Consider the following 17,706-nt stretch of genomic DNA (forward strand, 5'->3'; position numbering starts at 1 on the left):
CCACGCCCATGAACATCCTCTTCGTTGCCGATCCGCTCGCGTCTTTCAAGATCTACAAGGACACCACCTTCGCCATGATGCGCGAGCTGCAGCGGCGTGGCCACACCCTGGCCGCGACCGAGCCGCAGCACATGGCCTGGCAAAGCGGCCAGTCGGTGAGCGCCAAGGTGCGCCACATCGGCCTCACGGGCGATGCCGATGCGTGGTTCCGCGTCAGCCGCGAGGCCATCGAGCCGCTGCACGGTTTCGACGCCGTGATCATGCGCAAGGACCCGCCGTTCGACAGCGAGTTCTTCTACGCCACCCACCTGTTGGAGCAGGCCGAGCGCGAGGGCGCGCGCGTGTTCAACAGCCCGCGCGCGCTGCGCGACCACCCGGAAAAGCTCGCCCTCATGGAGTTCGCCCGCTTCGCGCCGCCCACGCTGGTGACGCGCCAGGCCGCCGCGATCCGGGCTTTCCACGCCGAACACCGGGACATCATCCTCAAGCCGCTCGACGGCATGGGCGGCATGGGCATCTTCCGCGTCGGCCCGGACGGCATGAACCTGGGCTCCATCATCGAGACGCTCAACCAGGGCGGCGCCACCAGCGTGATGGTGCAGCGCTACCTGCCGCAGATCGTGGACGGTGACAAGCGCCTGCTGCTGATCGGCGGGAAGGTGGCGCCCTTCGTGCTGGCGCGCATCCCGCAGGGCAACGAGGTGCGCGGCAACCTCGCCGCGGGCGGCAAGGGCGTGGCGCAACCCCTGAGCGACGCCGACCGCGTGGTGGCCGAGGCCATCGCCCCCACGCTGGCCGCGCGGGGCCTGCTGCTGGTGGGTCTGGACATGATCGGCAACAGCGTGACCGAGATCAACGTGACGAGCCCGACCTGCTTCCAGGAGATCACCGAGCAGACCGGCTTCGATGTGCCGGCGATGTTCGTGGACGCGCTGGAAGCCGCGTTGGGATGAAACACCCCCGCAGCGCTTCGCGCGACCCCCTCAAGGGGGCGGCGCTGTGGCATGCGCAGGGATGGCGCTCCGGCGACATGGAGAACTGACATGAGCGACATCGAAAAGCCCGCAGTGCCGATCAAGCAGGTGCGCAACCCGCTGCACGGCCTGACGCTGGAGGCCATCGTCACCGCGCTGGCGGAGCACTACGGCTGGGAAGAGCTGGGCCAGCGCATCCCGGTGCGCTGTTTCAACGTGGACCCGAGCGTGGGCTCCAGTCTGCGTTTCCTGCGCAAGACGCCCTGGGCGCGTGAGAAGGTGGAAGGCCTGTACCTGTTCATGCTGCGCGAGCGCAGCCGGGCGGCGGGCCGGCAACCCCGCTGAGGGTATCGCGGCACCCTGTCGTGTGGGAACCACGGCAGGGCTCGCCCGCCGGCCGGTGCGCGCGAGGCGAAAGACAACGAAATGGCTCGCAACTTCATGGCCAATTCGGTCAACTCCATCATGGGCCAGAACATGCGCATCTCGCTGGTGAGCGACATCTCCCGCGCCCAGACCACGAGCAGTTGCGCGAGGTCTACCTCGCCTGGGAGCGCAGCCTGTCGAACCACAGCATGGGCGCCCGGCGCCTGCCGGAGTTGCGCGAGAAGCTGTTCAAGGTGCGCTGAGCGGAGCACCGCCTTGGCCCTCGCGAGGGTGCTTCAGTGGGCCGCCGCCTTGGAAAACACGTTGAGCACCACCACGCCGGCGATGATCAGACCCATGCCGATCAGGCCGGGCAGGTCGATCTTCTGACCGTACATCACCAGCGCCACGAGGGTGATGAGCACGATGCCAAGGCCCGACCAGACCGCGTAGGTGACGCCCACCGGCAGCGACTTGAGCACCAGCGAGAGGCAATAAAACGCCACCGCATAGCCCACCACCACGACGGCCGAGGGCCCCAGCCGCGTGAAGCCGTCGCTGGCCTTGAGCGCGCTGGTGCCGATCACTTCGGCCACGATGGCCAGTCCCAGGGTGAGCCAGGCGTTCACTGGACCACCTTCCGTGCTGCGCTCACAGGAGTACCTACGCCCTGCGGGCTGCGGTGCGAGCTTGCTTGGGAGCGGCCCTGCGCGGCGCTCATGCCGCGCTCCGCGCCACTGCCAGCGGCAGCCCGTCCACGAACACCTTGAGCTCGTCGGGCTCGAAGGCGGTCCACTGTTCGTTGCGGGTCAGCGGGGTGGTGACGATCACCGCGGCGCGGTCGCCGGGCTGGTTGAGCTCGGCGAAGTTCACCGTCCAGTCCTGGTCCATCAGCGTGGCCTGGGTGAACGGGTGCTGGCGCACCAGGTAGTGCAGCTTGGTGCTGCAGTGCGCCCACAGCGCGTCGCCGTTGGAGAGCAGGAAATTGACGCTGCCAAAGCGCCGCACCTGGGGCAGGAGCTCGTGCAGGGTCAGCGTGAGCTCTTCGATGCTGGGCAGGCCGGCGTGCGACTTGGCCAGTTCCTGCAGCAACCAGCAGAACGCGCGCTCGCTGTCGGTGGTGCCCACGGGCTGGAACTGGCCGTGCAGCTTCGGGTGGTAGTCCTTGAGGTCGCCGTTGTGGGCGAACACCCAGTGCCGGCCCCAGAGCTCGCGCGAGAACGGGTGGGCGTTTTCCAGCCGCACGTCGCCGATGGTGGCCTTGCGCACGTGGGCAATGATGTTGCGGCTCTTGAGCGGGTAGCTGCGCAGGAACTCGGCCATGCGCGATTCGGCGGCGCACTGGTGGTCCACGAACAGCCGCAGACCGCGGCCTTCAAAGAAGGCAATGCCCCAGCCGTCGGCGTGGTGGTCGGTGGCGCCCCCGCGCTGGCAAAAGCCGGTGAAGCTGAACGAGGCGTCGGTGGGGGTGGCGCAGTTGAGACCCAGCAGTTGGCACATGTGGAATGACCCCCCTGCGCCGCTGCGCGGCTTCCCCCCTGGAAGGGGGGACCGCACTGGTGGCCCGGCAAAGCCGGTTCCACGGTGCGTGCTGGACGAGGCTTCTTCGCTCCAGCGCTGCGCCTCGGTCGGAGGCTTGGTGGTGGTGAAGCTCGTATTGTGCGACGGACTGTTCGCCGTGGGGCGGAGCCGCTTCGGCCGGGTTGCGCGGGTCCACCGTGGGATCAGTCTGCCTCGCGCTGCGCACGCAGCTTCCAGGCCGCCCCCAAGGCCAGCGCGCAGATGGCCGCGAGCATCAGAAAGGTCTCGCTGAACGCCGCCAGCCGCTCGGGGCTGGTGTTGGCGGTGTCCAGGCGGAAGCCGTGGGCGGCCACGCGCCATTCGAGCACGATGCCGCACAGGCTCACGCCGGCCGCGCCGCCGAGCATGCGCAGGAAGTTGATCACGCTCGAACCCTGCGGGATGTGGCTGCGCTCCAGGCCGCGCATGGCGCCGATGTTGAGCGAGGGCAGGATGAAGCCCAGGCCGATGCGCCCCAGGATGGCCCAGCTCACCAGCAGGGGGATGATCTGCGTGGGCTGGCGCAGGTCGATGGTCGCCATCAGCGCGAACGAGGCCGCCAGCAGCACCAGGCCCACGCTCACCAGCCGGTGCGTGGGCTGCCGGTCGGCCAGGCGGCCCACGATGGCGATCGTGACCGCCAGCACCAGCCCGGCCGGCAGCAGGATGCTGCCCACGTAGGACGGCGACAGGCCCAGACCCATCTGCATGTAGACCGGCAGCAGGTAGGTGGAGCCGAACAGCGCAATGCCATAGATGAAGGCCACGATGCTGCCCATGGCGAAACGCCGGTCGGCGAACATCGAGAGGTTCATCAGGGGGTCCGCACCCTCGCCGGGCCGGTGGTGGCGGGCCTTGAGCGTGCGCCGCTGCAGCCACACGAAGAGCAGCAGCAGCGCCAGCGCGCCGCCCAGCAGGGCCAGGCCCTGGGCCGGGGTGTCGCCCTGCAGCTGCACCAGGCCGTTGAGCAGGCACAGCGTGCCCGCGGCGGCCAGCAGCAGGCCGCGCCAGTCCAGCCCCGCGCCTTGGGGGTTGGCTGCGACGCCGCCCGGCGAGGTGGTGGGCACGAATCGGCGCGCCAGCCAGAGCGAGGCCAGGCAGAACGGCACCACCATGAAGAAGATTGAGCGCCAGCCAAAGCCATCGACCAGCAGGCCGCCGATGCTGGGGCCGATGGCCGGGGCCAGCACCACGCCCATGCCGAAGATGCCGCTGGCACGGCCCTGCTCGTGCGGCTCGAAGGCTCGCAGGATGATGATGGCCGGGATGGGCTGCACCACCCCAGCGGCCAGGCCCTCGGCCACGCGCGCGGCCAGCACGAGCGGGAAGTGGTTGGCGAAACCGCCGGCCACGCCACCGGCCATCAGCAGCCACATGCAGCCCGCGTAGGTGCGCCGGTAGCCATGGCGCGCAAGCAGCCAGGGCGTGGTCAGCATGGACACGGTCATGGCCGCCATGAAGCCCGAGGTGACCCACTGCGCACGCTCCTGGCCCAGCGTGAAGTGCTGGCTCATGTCGGGGATCGCCACGTTGATGATGGTCGAGGACATGATGGCCGCCATCGTGCCCACCATCACCGAGAGCAGCAGCAACCAGCGGTAGCGCGCGCCGTAGCGTTCGCGCAGTGCGGTGATGGAGTGGTCGGGGGGCGGTGTCATGGCGGGGAGGGTGGGAAGGCTGCAACGATAACCGCCCGCGCAATTCCCGGCGCCGGGTGCGGCCTCAGTTTCGCCTAAGTTTGGCTTGGGGAGCGCTGGCAGAATGACCGTGTGGGCCGTTCGGCCCCGGACTTCCGAAGGAATCCACCATGCGGCTGCTGCTGGTTGAAGACGACACGATGATCGGTGAGACCGTGCTCGATCTGCTGCGCGCCGAACACTACGCGGTGGACTGGGTGAAAGACGGCGAGCTGGCCGACACGGCGCTGCGCACGCAGGACTACGACCTGCTGCTGCTCGACCTGGGCCTGCCCCGGCGCGATGGCCTGTCGGTGCTGCGGGCGCTGCGCGCGCGCAAGAACCGCCTGCCGGTGCTCATCGCCACCGCGCGCGACTCGGTGCAGCAGCGCATCGAAGGCCTGGACGCCGGGGCCGACGACTACGTGCTCAAGCCCTACGACATGGACGAACTGCTCGCGCGCATCCGCGCCCTGCTGCGCCGCGCCGCCGGGCGCGCCGAGCCGGTGTACGAGCACCAGGGCGTGAGCATCGACCCGGCCACACGCGAGGTCACGGTGAACGGCCAGCCGGTGGTGCTGTCGGCGCGCGAATGGGCGGTGCTCGAACCCCTGCTGGCGCGGCCCGGCCTGGTGCTCTCGCGGGCGCAGCTGGAGGAAAAGCTCTACGGCTGGAAAGACGAGGTCAGCTCCAACGCGGTGGAGGTCTACATCCACGGCCTGCGCAAGAAGCTCGGGGCCGAACTGATCCAGAACGTGCGCGGCGTGGGCTACATGGTGAAGAAGGTATGAGCCCCCCCTGCGCCGCTTCGCGTCTTCCCCCCGGTGGGGGGACGGTGCCTGTGGCCCGGCGAAGCCGGTTCCACGGCACCTCTGGGCGAATGCACCGCGCGCCGTCTGCACCTGGGCCGGAGTGCTGACGTGATGCGCTACCCGACTTCCTTGCGCGCCCGGCTGCTCGTCTTCGTGCTGCTGGCCATCCTGGCCACGGCGCTGTTGCAGGCGGGGCTGGCCTGGCGGGCCGCGCGGGCCGAGGCCGACGAGATTTTTGACTACCACATGCAGCAGACCGCGCTGTCGCTGCGCGCCGGCCTGCCGCAGGGCCTCGTCACCGGCGTGATCCCCGTGCCCGCCGAGGGGCAGGACTTCGACTTCGTGCTGCAGATCTGGACGCTCGATGGCGAGCTGGTGTTTGAGTCGGCCGCGCGCGCCGAGCTGCCGCAGCGCGCGGTGTTGGGCTTCACCGATGTGCTGGCGCACGGCACGCGTTACCGCGTGTTTTCGGTGCAGGCGCGCAGCTTCGTGATCCAGGTGGCGCAGGACCTGGCGGTGCGCCAACGCATGGCCGGTTCGCTCGCGCTGCGCACGGCGGTACCGATCCTGCTGCTGGCGCCGCTGCTCATGCTGCTGGTGGGCTGGGTGGTCAGCACCTCGCTGGCGCCAGTGGCGCGCGCGCGGCGCCAGGTGGCGCAGCGCCAGGCCGACGACCTGACCGAGCTCACCGAGACCGACCTGCCCGACGAGGTGCGCCCGTTGGTGCACGAGTTCAACGGCCTGCTGCGCCGCGTGGCGCAGGCTTTCGACGCGCAGCAGCGCTTCGTGGCCGACGCCGCGCACGAACTGCGCTCGCCGCTGGCCGCGCTCAAGCTGCAGGTGCAGGGCCTGCAAAGGGCGTCCGACGACATCACCCGCGAGCGCGCGCTGGAGCGCCTGGGCTCGGGCATCGACCGCGCCACGCGGCTGATCGAGCAGTTGCTGGTGCTGGCGCGCCAGCAGGCCAGTGCGGCCTCGGGCGTGCGGCCCGAGCCGGTGGCGCTGGACGAGCTGGTGCGCCTGGCCGTGGCCGAGATGGCACCCGCGGCTCAGGTGCGCAGCATCGACCTCGGCCTGGTCCAGGCCGAGGTCGCGCGGGTGAGCGGCCACGCCGAGGCGCTGCGCATCCTGGTGCGCAACCTGCTGGAGAACGCGGTCAAGTACACCCCGGCGGGCGGGCGGGTCGATGTGGCGCTGCGGGCCGGTGCCGGCGCGCTGGAGCTCAGCGTGGAAGACAGCGGACCGGGCATTCCCGAGACCGAACGCGAGCGTGTGCTGGACCGCTTCTACCGCGTGCCGGACGCGGCCTCCGCGGGCAGTGGCCTCGGTCTGGCCATCGTCAAGGCGGTGGCCGATCTGCACGGCGCCACGCTGCAGCTGGACACCTCGCCAGCGCTGGGTGGCCTGCGTGTGCGGGTGGTCTTCCACCCGGGCGCCATGGGGTGAGTGGGGCTTGGGGTCAGGCTTTTTAAGGTCTTGCCTTTTGCTTTTTTGGGGTGAAGGGCTGGTCGTGCTGCGGTTCGCGTTCGTGGCACCTCGCGTGCCAAGGCGTGCGCGGGCAGGCCGCAGCGCTTGGGCGAGGCGGTCGGCGCTGAGCGCCGACTCCCCTGCGATGCTCGCGGCCGTGGCCCGTCGCACAACTCGCTGCGTTCGCTGGCGCTCTCTCCGCTCAGACAAGTGCGACGAGTCAGACAACGAAGCGCGCTGCGCGCGCGGCCACGGCCACTGCGCTTCTCGGCGCCTCACACGGCGCGCTGCGGCCTGCCCGCGCACGCCTTGGCGACAAAGGAGTGGGTTCACCACCCGTGGAGAGCCACTTCACTTCTTGCTGCGGCAGGCGCTGTCCGGTGGGGGCGATTTCTGGGGCGGCTGTGACCGCCAGCCTGGGGCCGGGCGCGCAAGTGCGCGCTTCGTTTCTGACTCGCGGCCATTGTTTGAGCGGAGAGAGCGTAAGCGAACGCAGCGAGTTTGGCTGCGCCGGCTCCAGGCTGGTGGGCGCAGCGGAGTCGGCGCAAAGCGCCGACCGTCCCAGTATGAGCCCCCGCCGGGCAGCGCCTGCCGCAGCACGCGAGGTGCTGCACCTCCATTGCGGTACCCGCGTGCCCCAAACGGAAGAGGGGCAAGACCCTGCCAGCAGTGGTTCTTAAGCCCGGTCTAAGTGTCTGCTTCGACAGTGACGCCATGTCCAACCCATGGCTTCACAAGGAGCACACATGAACACCCGAAACCTCACACCCGCCCGCCTCGTGCTGGCCCTGCTCACCGCTGGTGTGCTGGGCGGCGCCGGGGCCACCTATGTGGTCGGCGGCCTCGCGCGGGCCGAGGCGCCTGTCAGCGCGCCGGTGGCCAGCAGCAGCGCCGCCCAGCCGGTCAGTCTGCAGGGCGCGCCCGATTTTTCAAAGATCACCGAGCGCTACGGACCGGCCGTGGTCAACATCAGCGTCAGCGGTGTGCGCCACGCGTCCGCCGAGGGCGAAGAGGCTGCCGCGGCGCGCGGCTTGCCGCCCGGCATCGACCCCAACGATCCGTTCTTTGAATTCTTCCGCCGCTTCCAGGGCCCAGGCGGTGGCATGCCCGACCAGCGCGACACCCCGGTGCACGGTCAGGGCTCGGGCTTCATCATCAGCGCCGACGGCCTGATCCTCACCAACGCCCACGTGGTGCGCGACGCCAGCGAGGTGATTGTCAAGCTCACCGACCGGCGTGAGTTCAAGGCCAAGGTGCTGGGCTCGGACCCGAAGACCGACGTGGCCGTGTTGAGGATCGACGCCAAGGACCTGCCCACCGTGCCGATGGGCAGCACGCGCGACCTCAAGGTGGGCGAGTGGGTGCTGGCCATCGGCTCGCCCTTTGGCTTCGAGAACAGCGTGACCGCGGGCGTGGTCAGCGCCAAGGGCCGCTCGCTGCCCGATGACAGCTTCGTGCCCTTCATCCAGACCGACGTGGCGGTGAACCCGGGCAACTCGGGCGGGCCGCTGTTCAACAGCCGCGGTGAGGTGGTGGGCATCAACTCGCAAATCTACAGCCAGTCCGGCGGTTACCAGGGCCTGTCGTTCGCCATTCCCATCGAGCTGGTCACGCAGGTCAAGGACCAGATCGTGGCCACCGGCAAGGCCAGCCACGCGCGCCTGGGCGTGACGGTGCAGGAGGTGAACCAGGCCCTGGCCGACTCCTTCAAGCTCGACCGGCCCGAAGGCGCGCTGGTCGCCAGCGTGGAGCCCGGTGGCCCGGCCGACAAGGCCGGTCTGAAGCCGGGCGACGTGATCCGCCAGGCGAACGGCCAGCGCATCGTGGCCTCGGGGGATCTGCCGGCGCTGATCGGCCAGTCCATCCCGGGCAGCCAGATGGCGCTGGAGGTCTGGCGCCAGGGCCAGCGCGAGACGCTCACCGCGAAGCTGGGCGACGCCAGCGACAAAAAGGCCCAGGTGGCGCAGGCCGGCGACGGCGTGGGCCAGGGCAGGCTCGGCCTGGCCCTGCGCCCGCTGCAGCCGCAGGAAAAACGCCAGTCCGGCGTGAGCGCGGGCCTGGTGGTGGAGGGCGTGGGCGGCCCCGCCGAACGTGCGGGGGTGATGCCGGGCGACCTGCTGATGGCCGTGAACGGCACGCCGGTGCAGAGCGTCGAGCAGGTGCGCGCGGTGGTGGCGAAGTCGCCGAAATCGGTGGCGCTGCTGATCCGGCGCGAGGGCGACACGATCTTCGTGCCGGTGCGGCTCGGCTGATGGCGGGCACTGGAAGTACAGGGGCGGGCCCGGTGCCTCGTGGCACCGGCCTGTCGGCCCACATCCTGCCGACCTCGGCCACCATGATCGGGGTCTGCCTGACCGCGCTCTACATCAGCCTGCTCAGCCCCTTCAGCGCCGGGCGGATGGTGGTGGACAAGCTGCTCGCGGTGGACGCGCTGGTGTTCCTCGTCAGCGCGGTGTTGTCGTTCCTGTCCATGCGCGTGCACGGGCGGGCGGCGCGCTTCGAGTCGCTGGCCGAAAACGTGTTCATCGGTGCGCTGGGCCTGCTCGCCCTGGGAGCGCTGGTGCTGGCGTTTGCCGTGAGCTGAAGGCGGATCACGGCGCCGGGTCTGGCGGCGTGGCCGGGCCGGTGGGGCGCTGGTCGAACGCCGCGAGGCAGGCGCCGCAGATGCAGGCCTTGCCCCGCGCCTCGGTGGGCAGGCGGTCCAGCAGCTCGGCGCTGAAGCGCTGCGAGGTGCACCAGCACGGCGCCTGCGGCAGGCCGGTTTCCCGCTCGACCTCCATCGCGCAGCGGTTGTCCTCGCCGCACAGCGGGCAGCGGGTGGGGTCGGGGAATCGGGCGTCGGTGGGCATGGGTGCGGGAAGGGAATGGGCCAGTTTAGCGAGGCTGTGCACTGGGCGGTATGGTATTTTCGAGCTCCCCGAAACCCGCCCGCCACCGCTGCCCGCCGGGCGCCTGCCGCCTCCCCCTGGAATGTTCATGCGCCCCATCTGTCCGCCGCACCGGTCCGCGCGCTCCGCCCGCCGGGGCCCGGCAGGGTGGGGTCTGTTGGGCCTTTGGTTCTGGCTGTGGAGTGTGCCCGTCCTGGGCCTGGCGGCCGACGCCCCCGCGCGCACTGTGCCCGACACCCTCGCCCAGCGCGCCATGGCCTGTACCCTGTGCCACGGCAAGGAAGGCCGCGCCACCAACGCCGGCTACTTTCCGCGCATTGCGGGCAAGCCGGCGGGTTACCTCTACAACCAGCTCACCCACTTCCGCGACGGCCGACGCCAGAACCCCGGCATGGCCACGCTGCTCGACAACCTGTCCGACAGCTACCTGCGCGAGATCGCCGACCACTTCGCGGGCCTCGATCTGCCGTACCCGCCGCCACAGACGGTCAACGCGCCCCGCGATCAGCTCGCGCGCGGCGAGGCGCTGATCCGGCGCGGCGACCCGGCGCGCCAACTGCCCGCCTGCGCGGACTGCCACGGCCAGGCGCTCACCGGAAGGCAGCCCGCCATCCCCGGCCTGCTCGGCCTGCCGCGCGACTACCTGATCGGGCAACTCGGCGCCTGGCAAACCGGCCTGCGCCATGCGCACGCGCCCGACTGCATGGCGCAGATCGCCAAGGGCCTGACGCCCGACGACGTGGGCGCGCTCGCCACCTGGCTCTCGGCCCAGCCGCTGCCCGCCGACACGCATGCCGTCGCGCCGTCGGCCCAGCCGCTGCCGATGCGTTGCGGGAGCGTGGCGCGATGAGCCCGCACCGCAGCCTGCAGGGCGGAGGTCCGCCCATGAACGCCGCGAACCCTGCCGTGGTGCGCCGCCTGCTCGCCGTCGCGCTGGGCGCGGCACTGCTGCTGTTGGTCACGCTCGCGGTGCTGCTGGCGCGGCAGCTCAGCGCCGAGGCGCTGCCACCGCTGACCGCAGCACCCGCGCCCGCCGACCCGGCACTGGTCGCGCGCGGCGCCTACCTGGCGCGGGCCGGCAACTGCGCCGCCTGCCACACCACGCGCGGCGGCCCGCCCTACGCGGGCGGGCGCGGCATCGAGACACCCTTTGGCACCGTGTTCGCCGGCAACCTCACGCCCGACCCCGAGCATGGCCTGGGCCGCTGGAGCGCCGAGGCCTTCTGGCGCGCCCTGCACCATGGCCAGTCGCGCGACGGCCGGTTGCTCTACCCCGCGTTTCCCTACACCAGCTTCACCCAGATCGGCCGCGAAGACAGCGATGCGCTGCACGCCTTCCTGCGCAGCCTGCCGCCGGTGGCGCAGCCCAATCGGCCCCATGCGCTGCGCTTTCCCTACCGCACCCGGGCCGCGCTGGCGGTCTGGCGCGCGCTGTATTTCGAACCAGGCGGTTTCCAGCCCGACCCTGCGCAGCCGGCCGACTGGAACCGCGGCGCCTACCTGGTGCGCGGGCTGGCCCACTGCGCGGCCTGCCACGCCCCGCGCGATGCGCTCGGCGGCGTGGCGGCGGGGCGCGAGTTCGACGGCGGGCTCATGGCCGGGCAGGGCTGGTACGCGCCGTCGCTGCGCAACCGCTTCGAAGCGGGCCTGGCCGACTGGGCGGCGCAGGACATCGTGGACCTGCTCAAGACCGGCGTGGCGCACGGCGGCACCGGCGCGGCCAAGGGCGCGGCCATGGGGCCGATGGCCGAGGTGGTGTTCCACAGCACCCAGCACCTGAGCGACGCCGACCTGCGCGCCATGGCCCGCTACCTGCGCAGCCTGGGCCTCGACGCTGGGGCACCGCCACCGGCCGCGCCGCGCGCCGCCTCGGCGCAGCTGGCGCTCGGCCAGCGGGTCTACGAGGCGCAATGCACCGACTGCCATGGCGCCCAGGGCGAAGGCGCGCGCCAGGCCTACCCGCCGCTGGCCGGCAACCGCGCGCTCACCCTGGCCTCAGCGGTCAACCCGGTGCAGGCCGTTCTCAACGGCGGCTTCGCCCCCGCCACCGCCGGCAACCCCCGGCCCTACGGCATGCCGCCCTACCGCACCCTGCTCAGCGACGCCGAGATCGCCGCCGTGATCACCTACGCGCGCCAGAGCTGGGGCAACCAGGCCGCGGCGGTGTCGCCGCTGGAGGTGCAGCGGCTGCGCTGAAAGGCTTGCGCGCTAAGCGGCGTGCCCGCCGGCGATCCACTCGGCCCAGAAGTCGATGCAGGCCTTGATCTTCGGCAGCCGCTGGCGCGCGCTGGCGATGACGGCGTAGACCGGCACCGGCTGGGGGTCGATGCAATCGGCCAGCACCGGCACCAGCCGCCCCTGCCGCACCAGCGGGTCGGCGGCCACCGTGGCGAGCCGGCCGATGCCCAGGCCCTCCAGCACCATGTTGGCCGCCAGGCCGGTGTCGTTGGCGCGCCAGTAGCCTTCGGCCGTCAGCCGCACCGGGGCCCCGTCCACGATGAACGGCCAGTGGTTGAGGTGGGGGGCGGCGCTGTTGACGATGAGCCGGTGCTCGCACAGTTCGTCGGGGTGCCGGGGCAGGCCGGCCCGGGCGGCGTAGTCCGGCGCCGCGTACAGCGCACGGCCCAGCAGCCCGATCTGCCGCGCCACCAGGGTCTCGGGCAGCGAGGTGCTGGTGCGGATGGCGATGTCGATGCCATCGCGTGCCAGATCGGCCATCCGGTCGCTCACCTCCAGCTCCAGGCGCAGCTGCGGGTGTCGCTCGTTCAGGGCCTGCAGGCTGGGCAGCAGCAGGTACTGCGCCATCACGGAGCTGACCGCCACGCGCACCAGGCCGCGCGCTTCGCCGGCCTGAGTGGCGAACTCGCTCTCCAGCTGTTCCAGCGTGCCGGTGATGCGGTGGCAATAGTCCAGAAAGGTCTCGCCCTCGGCGGTGAGCGCGAGCCCGTGGGTGGAGCGGTGGATCAGGCGCGCCGCGCAGGTCTTTTCGATGCGGGTGAGCGCGCGGGAAATCTGGCTCACCGGCACATCGCGTTCGCGCGCCACGGCCGACAGGTTGCGCAGTGCCGCGACGCGGGCGAACAGCTGGAGGTCGTCGAAGGCCAGATCGTTCATGACCGCGATGGTAGGCCAGGTGGTTTTGCGCCGGGCGCAAAACGCTTTTGAACCGCATGCCGTTTCCCCGGAACCCGGCCTTGCCTAGAGTTCAGGCACCCCCTCAAAGGAGCTTCACCATGAACACCGAGCACCTCCACCAGACCCTTTCCCCCCAGGCCTACGCGGCCCTGCTCGACGGCCTGCGGGCCCAGGCCGAGCGCCAGCGCCGGGCCGAGCAGCGCGCCTTTGGCACGGGCGGGTGGCGCCGCATCTGGCGGGCCGCCACGCGGGCACAGACGCCGACCGCGCCGTTCAGCGCCTGCGCCGCCGCTCGGAAGGCCTGAGCATGCCCACCTTGCTCCTCAAGATCGCCCCGCTGCAGAACCCCGAGCGCTACCAGGCCCTGGCCGCCGCGCTGACCGCCATCACCGCCGACACCCTGGGCAAACGGCCCGAAGTCACGGCGGTGGTGATCGATGACCTGCCGCTGGCGCGCTGGGCCGTGGGTGGGCGCACGGTGCAGGGAGCCACGGCGCTGCTGGAGATCAGCGTCACAGCGGGCACCAATACCGAGGCGCAGAAAGCGCGCTTCATCGGGGCCGCGTTCAACGAACTGCGGCGCCAGCTCGCCCCCGATGGCGCGCTCGAAGAGGCCAGCTACGTGATCGTGCGCGAGCTGCCGGCCAGCGACTGGGGCTATGGCGGGCAGACCCAGGCGGCGCGTCGCGCGGGTCCGGTGGCCAGCGCAACGGGTGGGTAGGCCCAGAGGCCCGGGCTGCTCGGTCAGGCGTCCGCCAGGCTCACCACATGGGCTGTGCGCGGGTCGGTGCGGCCGGCCTGCAGCTCGGTAATCACCTCGCTGGCGGCGGCGAACCCCTGGCCGTGCCGGATCTGCATCCACGGTTGGTGCGGGTCGCTGATCGTGCGCAGGAACCGCGTCTGCGCGGCCCGCAGGCGCTGCTCGAACCCCTCGGCGCCCCAGTCGGCCCGGCGCTTCTGGATCTGCGTCGGGGCGAAGAAGAACGTGGGGCGGGGATCCGGCCAGCGCACCCCCGTGGCCTCGCCGCTGGGGTTCGCCGAGCCGACCACGCAGTCGTACACCAGCGCCGGCCCGAAGTGCTCGCGCACCTGCGCGCGCACATCCGGGCTGCCGGCGAAATCGAGGTAGAGCGTGGGCGTGGTGGCCGGCAGGCTGGCCAGCTCGTCGTAGCCGAGCACGCGGTCGTAACAGCCGAGCGAGCGCAGAAAGTCCTGGTGGCGCGGCGAGGTCAGGGCGATGCGCGTGATGCCCGGGTGCGCGCCCAGGCAATGGGCGGTGCCATAGGCCGTCTTGCTCGACGCGCTGGAAATGACCACCTGCTGCGCGCCGAAAAACGCCTGATCGGCCAGGAAATCCGCGCAGACAAAGGACGTGGTGAACAAGGGGCGCACCACCAGCAGCGGGTGCTCCAGCCCGGGCTGGTGGGCCGGGTCGGCGCTGCAGCGCTGGTAATGGTTGTACACCGGCGCCAGGAGCTGGCGGTGCTCGGCAGCGTCGGAAAAGCCGTGCGGTTTCACCCGGGTGGCCCGCACCTTGAGGTGGCTGGCGATGGGGAAGAACCCATAGAAGCGTTCACCCACCGCGATGCCCTCGGCGCTGGACAGCACGACATCGCCAAACCCCCACACCGGTATCTGCCCCCAGCCGGCCTCGCCGGTGGGAAACAGGTCCCAGTAGTGCATGCTGTCGCCGAACGCGGCGTAGGTGAGGTTGTTGGTGGTGAGCGCGAAGCAGTCCAGCCGGAAGACGACTTCGCCGGCCTGCAGCGGAAGGGGCATGGACACGGTGTCCAGGCGGGAGGTGGCGACCGCGTCCTTGCGCGTGCGCAGGCTCGTGACCGAGAGGGCATCGCGCATGGCGCGTCTCCTGGGAATGGTGGAAGGGCGAGTCTCCCCGCGACGGGCGGGCGGCGCTGAAACCTGGGTGACAGCGGCGGGCCGTCGGCCCCTGCGACGGCGCGGCTGGAGCGCCGGGAGGGCTCAGTCGGCCGGCGTGAAATGCGCCACCAGCGCCTCGCCCCATTCCCAGGGCCCGGTGATCGTCAGCGTCACCGTGGTCCAGCCGCCATCGGTCTGCGCCTGCTGGTCGGCGTCCCAGGTGCCGCCCTCGTCCAGCGGGCCACGCAGGCCGGGGCTGTGGCGCTCGGCCCAGTCCAGCACGGTCCGCACCTCGGCCATCACCGCGGGCAGCTCAGCCGCGCGCACGCTGGCCATGGCGTCCCAGGTGCCAGTGCCTTCGCCATCGTCGCTGGCGTCGAAGATCAGGTATTGAAGCGTCATGCCGCGATTGTCTTCGTGGCTTCTCTGCGCCATGCAAAACGGCGCCCGAAGGTGCCGTTTGAACGAAGGGTTGGCTCGGGGAGAGCCCTCACCCCCAGCCCTCTCCCAGAGGGAGAGGGGGCAAGAGGGGACGCCTCTCCCGGAATGTGCATGCGGGATCAGGCCGCCTTCACTTTCAAGCGCCAGGCATGCAGCAGCGGCTCGGTGTAGCCGCTCGGCTGGGCCAGGCCCTTGAACACCAGGTCGCAGGCGGCCTGGTAGGCCATGCTGGTGGTGAAGTTGCCGGCCATCTTCTTGTAGAACGGGTCGCTGGCGTTCTGCTGGTCCACCACGGCGGCCATGCGCTCGAAGGTTTCCTTCACTTGAGGCAAGGTCACCACGCCATGTTTGAGCCAGTTGGCCATGTGCTGGCTGGAAATGCGCAGCGTGGCGCGGTCTTCCATCAGGCCCACGTTGTGGATGTCGGGCACCTTGGAACAGCCCACGCCCTGGTCGACCCAGCGCACCACGTAGCCCAGGATGCCCTGGGCGTTGTTGTCCAGCTCCTGCTGCTTCTCGGCGGCGCTCCAGCTGGGGCTGGCGGCCACGGGGATGGTCAGCAGGCCGGTGAGCAGGTTGTCGCGCTCCTTGGTGGCGTCGATCTTCTCCAGCTCCTTCTGCACGTCGGACACCAGCACCTGGTGGTAGTGCAGGGCGTGCAGCGTGGCGCCGGTGGGGCTGGGCACCCAGGCGGTGTTGGCACCGGCCTTGGGATGGGCGATCTTCTGCTCCATCATGGCCTTCATCAGGTCGGGCATGGCCCACATGCCCTTGCCGATCTGGGCCTTGCCGCGCAGGCCACAGGCCAGGCCCACCAGCACGTTGTTGCGCTCGTAGGCCTGGATCCAGGCGCTGGTCTTCATGTCGCCCTTGCGCACCATCGGGCCGGCCAGCATGGCGCTGTGCATCTCGTCGCCGGTGCGGTCCAGGAAGCCGGTGTTGATGAAGGCCACGCGGCTGGCGGCGGCGGCGATGCAGGCTTTGAGGTTGACGCTGGTGCGGCGCTCTTCGTCCATGATGCCGAGCTTGACCGTGCTCTCTTTCAGACCCAGCACCTGCTCGACGCGGCCGAACAGCTCGCCGGCAAAGGCCACTTCCTTGGGACCGTGCATCTTGGGTTTGACGATGTAGACCGAGCCCTTGCGCGAGTTGCGGATCGGATCTTTCTTGGTGCGCTTGAGGTCGTGCATGGCGATGGTGGTGGTGACCATCGCGTCCAGGATGCCTTCGGGAATCTCTTGGCCTTCCGGTCCCCACAGCACGGCGGGGTTGGTCATGAGGTGGCCGACGTTGCGCACGAACATGAGCGAGCGGCCGTGCAGGCGCACGCCCTTCTTGCCGGTCGGGGCCGTGTATTCGCGGTCGGCGTTCAGGCCGCGGGTCAGCGTCTTGCCGCCCTTTTCGAACGATTCGGTCAATGTGCCCTGCAGGATGCCGAGCCAGTTGCGGTAGGCCAGCACCTTGTCTTGTGCGTCCACCGCGGCCACGGAGTCTTCCAGGTCGAGGATGGTGGAGAGCGCGGCTTCCACCACGAGGTCGCTCACGCCGGCGGCGTCGCTCGCGCCGATGGGCGTGGCGCGGTTGATCTGGATCTCCAGGTGCAGGCCGTTGTGCTTGAGCAGCACGGCGGTCGGGGCCTTGGCCTCGCCCTGGTAGCCGATAAACTGGCTCTTGTCGGTCAGTTTGCTGGTGCCGCCTTCGGCCAGGCCGACCACGAGTTCACCGTCCTTGTTGACCTTGTAGCCGGTGGAGCCGACGTGCGAACCCTTCTTCAGCGGGGCGCAACGGTCGAGCACGTGGCGCGCGTATTCGATGACCTTGGCGCCGCGCTTGGGGTTGTAGCCACCCTTCTTGCCGACTTTCTCGCAGCCCTTGTCTTCGCTCAGCACGTCGGTGCCGTAGAGCGCGTCGTACAGGCTGCCCCAGCGGGCGTTGGCGGCGTTGAGCGCGTAGCGCGCGTTCAGGATCGGCACCACCAGCTGGGGCCCGGCCTGAACGGCCAGCTCGTCGTCCACATGGCGGGTCGTGGCCTTGACCTTTTTGGGCTCGGGCACCAGGTAGCCGATGGATTCGAGGAACTGGCGGTAGGCCGCCATGTCGGTGATCGGGCCGGGGTGGGCGCTGTGCCAGGTGTCCAGTTCGGTCTGCAGGCGGTCGCGTTCGGCCAGCAGGGCGGCGTTCTTCGGGGCCAGGTCGGCCACGATGGCGTCAAAGCCTTTCCAGAAAGTGGCGCTGGCCACGCCGGTGCCGGGCAGCACGCTGTTGTTGATGAACTCGTAGAGCTCGGTGGCGACCTGCAGGCCGTGGACGGGGGTGCGCGGGGTGGATGCGGACATGGCGGACCTCGAAAAAAGAAAACAGAAAAAGGGCAAGGGCTTCCAACCGGGCCGGCGGCGTCTGGCGCGGGCGGGCCAGCGCGGGGCGCACCGACCGTGGGCCACGACAGCATGTTATTTGATACCTCGTTTGGTATTAAACAACTCGATGCCGAAGAATAAGTGACATTTAT

The 17,706-nt window shown here is 70.3% G+C and carries 18 protein-coding genes; 10 read left to right on the top strand and 8 right to left on the bottom strand.

The genetic code is table 11. The annotated features are described in order from the left end of the window. The first annotated feature begins 8 nt into the window (after nt 1-8). The gene (gene gshB, locus KIH07_RS06890) at nt 9-953 is read left to right on the top strand and encodes a glutathione synthase (RefSeq protein ID WP_226491263.1); all 945 of its coding nucleotides are present in this window, start codon (nt 9-11) and stop codon (nt 951-953) included. 90 nt (nt 954-1,043) lie between these two features. Further along, a complete protein-coding gene (locus KIH07_RS06895; protein WP_226491264.1) occupies nt 1,044-1,319 on the top strand; it encodes a VF530 family DNA-binding protein in 276 nt (91 codons plus the stop codon). Nucleotides 1,320-1,636: 317 nt separating this feature from the next. Here KIH07_RS06895 and KIH07_RS06900 read toward each other — a convergent pair whose 3' ends face one another. The 3 genes from KIH07_RS06900 to KIH07_RS06910 all read right to left on the bottom strand — a co-directional run bounded on the left by KIH07_RS06900 (nt 1,637) and on the right by KIH07_RS06910 (nt 4,558). After that, the gene (locus KIH07_RS06900; protein WP_226491265.1) at nt 1,637-1,969 is read right to left on the bottom strand and encodes a DMT family transporter; all 333 of its coding nucleotides are present in this window, start codon (nt 1,967-1,969) and stop codon (nt 1,637-1,639) included. Nucleotides 1,970-2,057: 88 nt separating this feature from the next. Next, entirely contained in the window at nt 2,058-2,840 is a 783-nt protein-coding gene (locus KIH07_RS06905) for a class II glutamine amidotransferase (RefSeq protein WP_226491266.1), read from the bottom strand. A gap of 224 nt (nt 2,841-3,064) precedes the next feature. Further along, nucleotides 3,065-4,558, bottom strand: coding sequence for an MFS transporter (locus KIH07_RS06910; RefSeq protein WP_226491267.1), 1,494 nt, complete (start codon nt 4,556-4,558; stop codon nt 3,065-3,067). Nucleotides 4,559-4,707: 149 nt separating this feature from the next. On the opposite strand from KIH07_RS06910, the gene KIH07_RS06915 reads away from it, so the two are divergent. The 4 genes from KIH07_RS06915 (at nt 4,708) to KIH07_RS06930 (ending at nt 9,439) form a co-directional block, all read left to right on the top strand. Continuing rightward, the gene (locus KIH07_RS06915; protein ID WP_226491268.1) at nt 4,708-5,367 is read left to right on the top strand and encodes a response regulator transcription factor; all 660 of its coding nucleotides are present in this window, start codon (nt 4,708-4,710) and stop codon (nt 5,365-5,367) included. Nucleotides 5,368-5,499: 132 nt separating this feature from the next. Next, a complete protein-coding gene (locus tag KIH07_RS06920; protein ID WP_226491269.1) occupies nt 5,500-6,834 on the top strand; it encodes an ATP-binding protein in 1,335 nt (444 codons plus the stop codon). A 767-nt stretch (nt 6,835-7,601) separates the two neighbouring features. Then, nucleotides 7,602-9,107, top strand: coding sequence for a DegQ family serine endoprotease (locus KIH07_RS06925; protein ID WP_226491270.1), 1,506 nt, complete (start codon nt 7,602-7,604; stop codon nt 9,105-9,107). 32 nt (nt 9,108-9,139) lie between these two features. Then, nucleotides 9,140-9,439 (top strand): hypothetical protein, encoded by a 300-nt coding sequence (locus KIH07_RS06930; RefSeq protein WP_226491271.1) that lies wholly within the window; start codon nt 9,140-9,142, stop codon nt 9,437-9,439. A gap of 7 nt (nt 9,440-9,446) precedes the next feature. Here KIH07_RS06930 and KIH07_RS06935 read toward each other — a convergent pair whose 3' ends face one another. After that, nucleotides 9,447-9,704, bottom strand: a complete 258-nt coding sequence (locus KIH07_RS06935) for a cysteine-rich CWC family protein (RefSeq protein ID WP_226491272.1) — start codon at nt 9,702-9,704, stop codon at nt 9,447-9,449. A 223-nt stretch (nt 9,705-9,927) separates the two neighbouring features. Between KIH07_RS06935 and KIH07_RS06940 the strand changes: the two genes are divergently transcribed. Further along, the gene (locus KIH07_RS06940) at nt 9,928-10,593 is read left to right on the top strand and encodes a c-type cytochrome (RefSeq protein ID WP_413465713.1); all 666 of its coding nucleotides are present in this window, start codon (nt 9,928-9,930) and stop codon (nt 10,591-10,593) included. A 35-nt stretch (nt 10,594-10,628) separates the two neighbouring features. Further along, entirely contained in the window at nt 10,629-11,939 is a 1,311-nt protein-coding gene (locus KIH07_RS06945) for a cytochrome c (RefSeq protein WP_226491273.1), read from the top strand. Nucleotides 11,940-11,951: 12 nt separating this feature from the next. On the opposite strand, the gene KIH07_RS06950 is transcribed toward KIH07_RS06945, so the two are convergent. Beyond that, a complete protein-coding gene (locus KIH07_RS06950; RefSeq protein WP_226491274.1) occupies nt 11,952-12,857 on the bottom strand; it encodes a LysR family transcriptional regulator in 906 nt (301 codons plus the stop codon). A 119-nt stretch (nt 12,858-12,976) separates the two neighbouring features. Between KIH07_RS06950 and KIH07_RS06955 the strand changes: the two genes are divergently transcribed. Both KIH07_RS06955 and KIH07_RS06960 read left to right on the top strand, forming a co-directional pair. Next, nucleotides 12,977-13,183, top strand: coding sequence for a hypothetical protein (locus tag KIH07_RS06955; protein ID WP_226491275.1), 207 nt, complete (start codon nt 12,977-12,979; stop codon nt 13,181-13,183). Nucleotides 13,184-13,185: 2 nt separating this feature from the next. After that, nucleotides 13,186-13,599, top strand: a complete 414-nt coding sequence (locus KIH07_RS06960) for a tautomerase family protein (RefSeq protein ID WP_226491276.1) — start codon at nt 13,186-13,188, stop codon at nt 13,597-13,599. Between the two features lie 23 nt (nt 13,600-13,622). Here KIH07_RS06960 and KIH07_RS06965 read toward each other — a convergent pair whose 3' ends face one another. The 3 genes from KIH07_RS06965 to KIH07_RS06975 form a co-directional block, all read right to left on the bottom strand. Beyond that, nucleotides 13,623-14,735, bottom strand: a complete 1,113-nt coding sequence (locus KIH07_RS06965) for a DUF2855 family protein (RefSeq protein ID WP_226491277.1) — start codon at nt 14,733-14,735, stop codon at nt 13,623-13,625. A 123-nt stretch (nt 14,736-14,858) separates the two neighbouring features. Then, nucleotides 14,859-15,158, bottom strand: a complete 300-nt coding sequence (locus KIH07_RS06970) for a hypothetical protein (protein WP_226491278.1) — start codon at nt 15,156-15,158, stop codon at nt 14,859-14,861. Between the two features lie 158 nt (nt 15,159-15,316). Next, nucleotides 15,317-17,533, bottom strand: a complete 2,217-nt coding sequence (locus KIH07_RS06975) for a malate synthase G (RefSeq protein WP_226491279.1) — start codon at nt 17,531-17,533, stop codon at nt 15,317-15,319. Nucleotides 17,534-17,706 lie beyond the last annotated feature (173 nt).

This window comes from Hydrogenophaga taeniospiralis (genome assembly GCF_020510445.1).
Taxonomy (GTDB): Bacteria; Pseudomonadota; Gammaproteobacteria; order Burkholderiales; family Burkholderiaceae_C; genus Hydrogenophaga.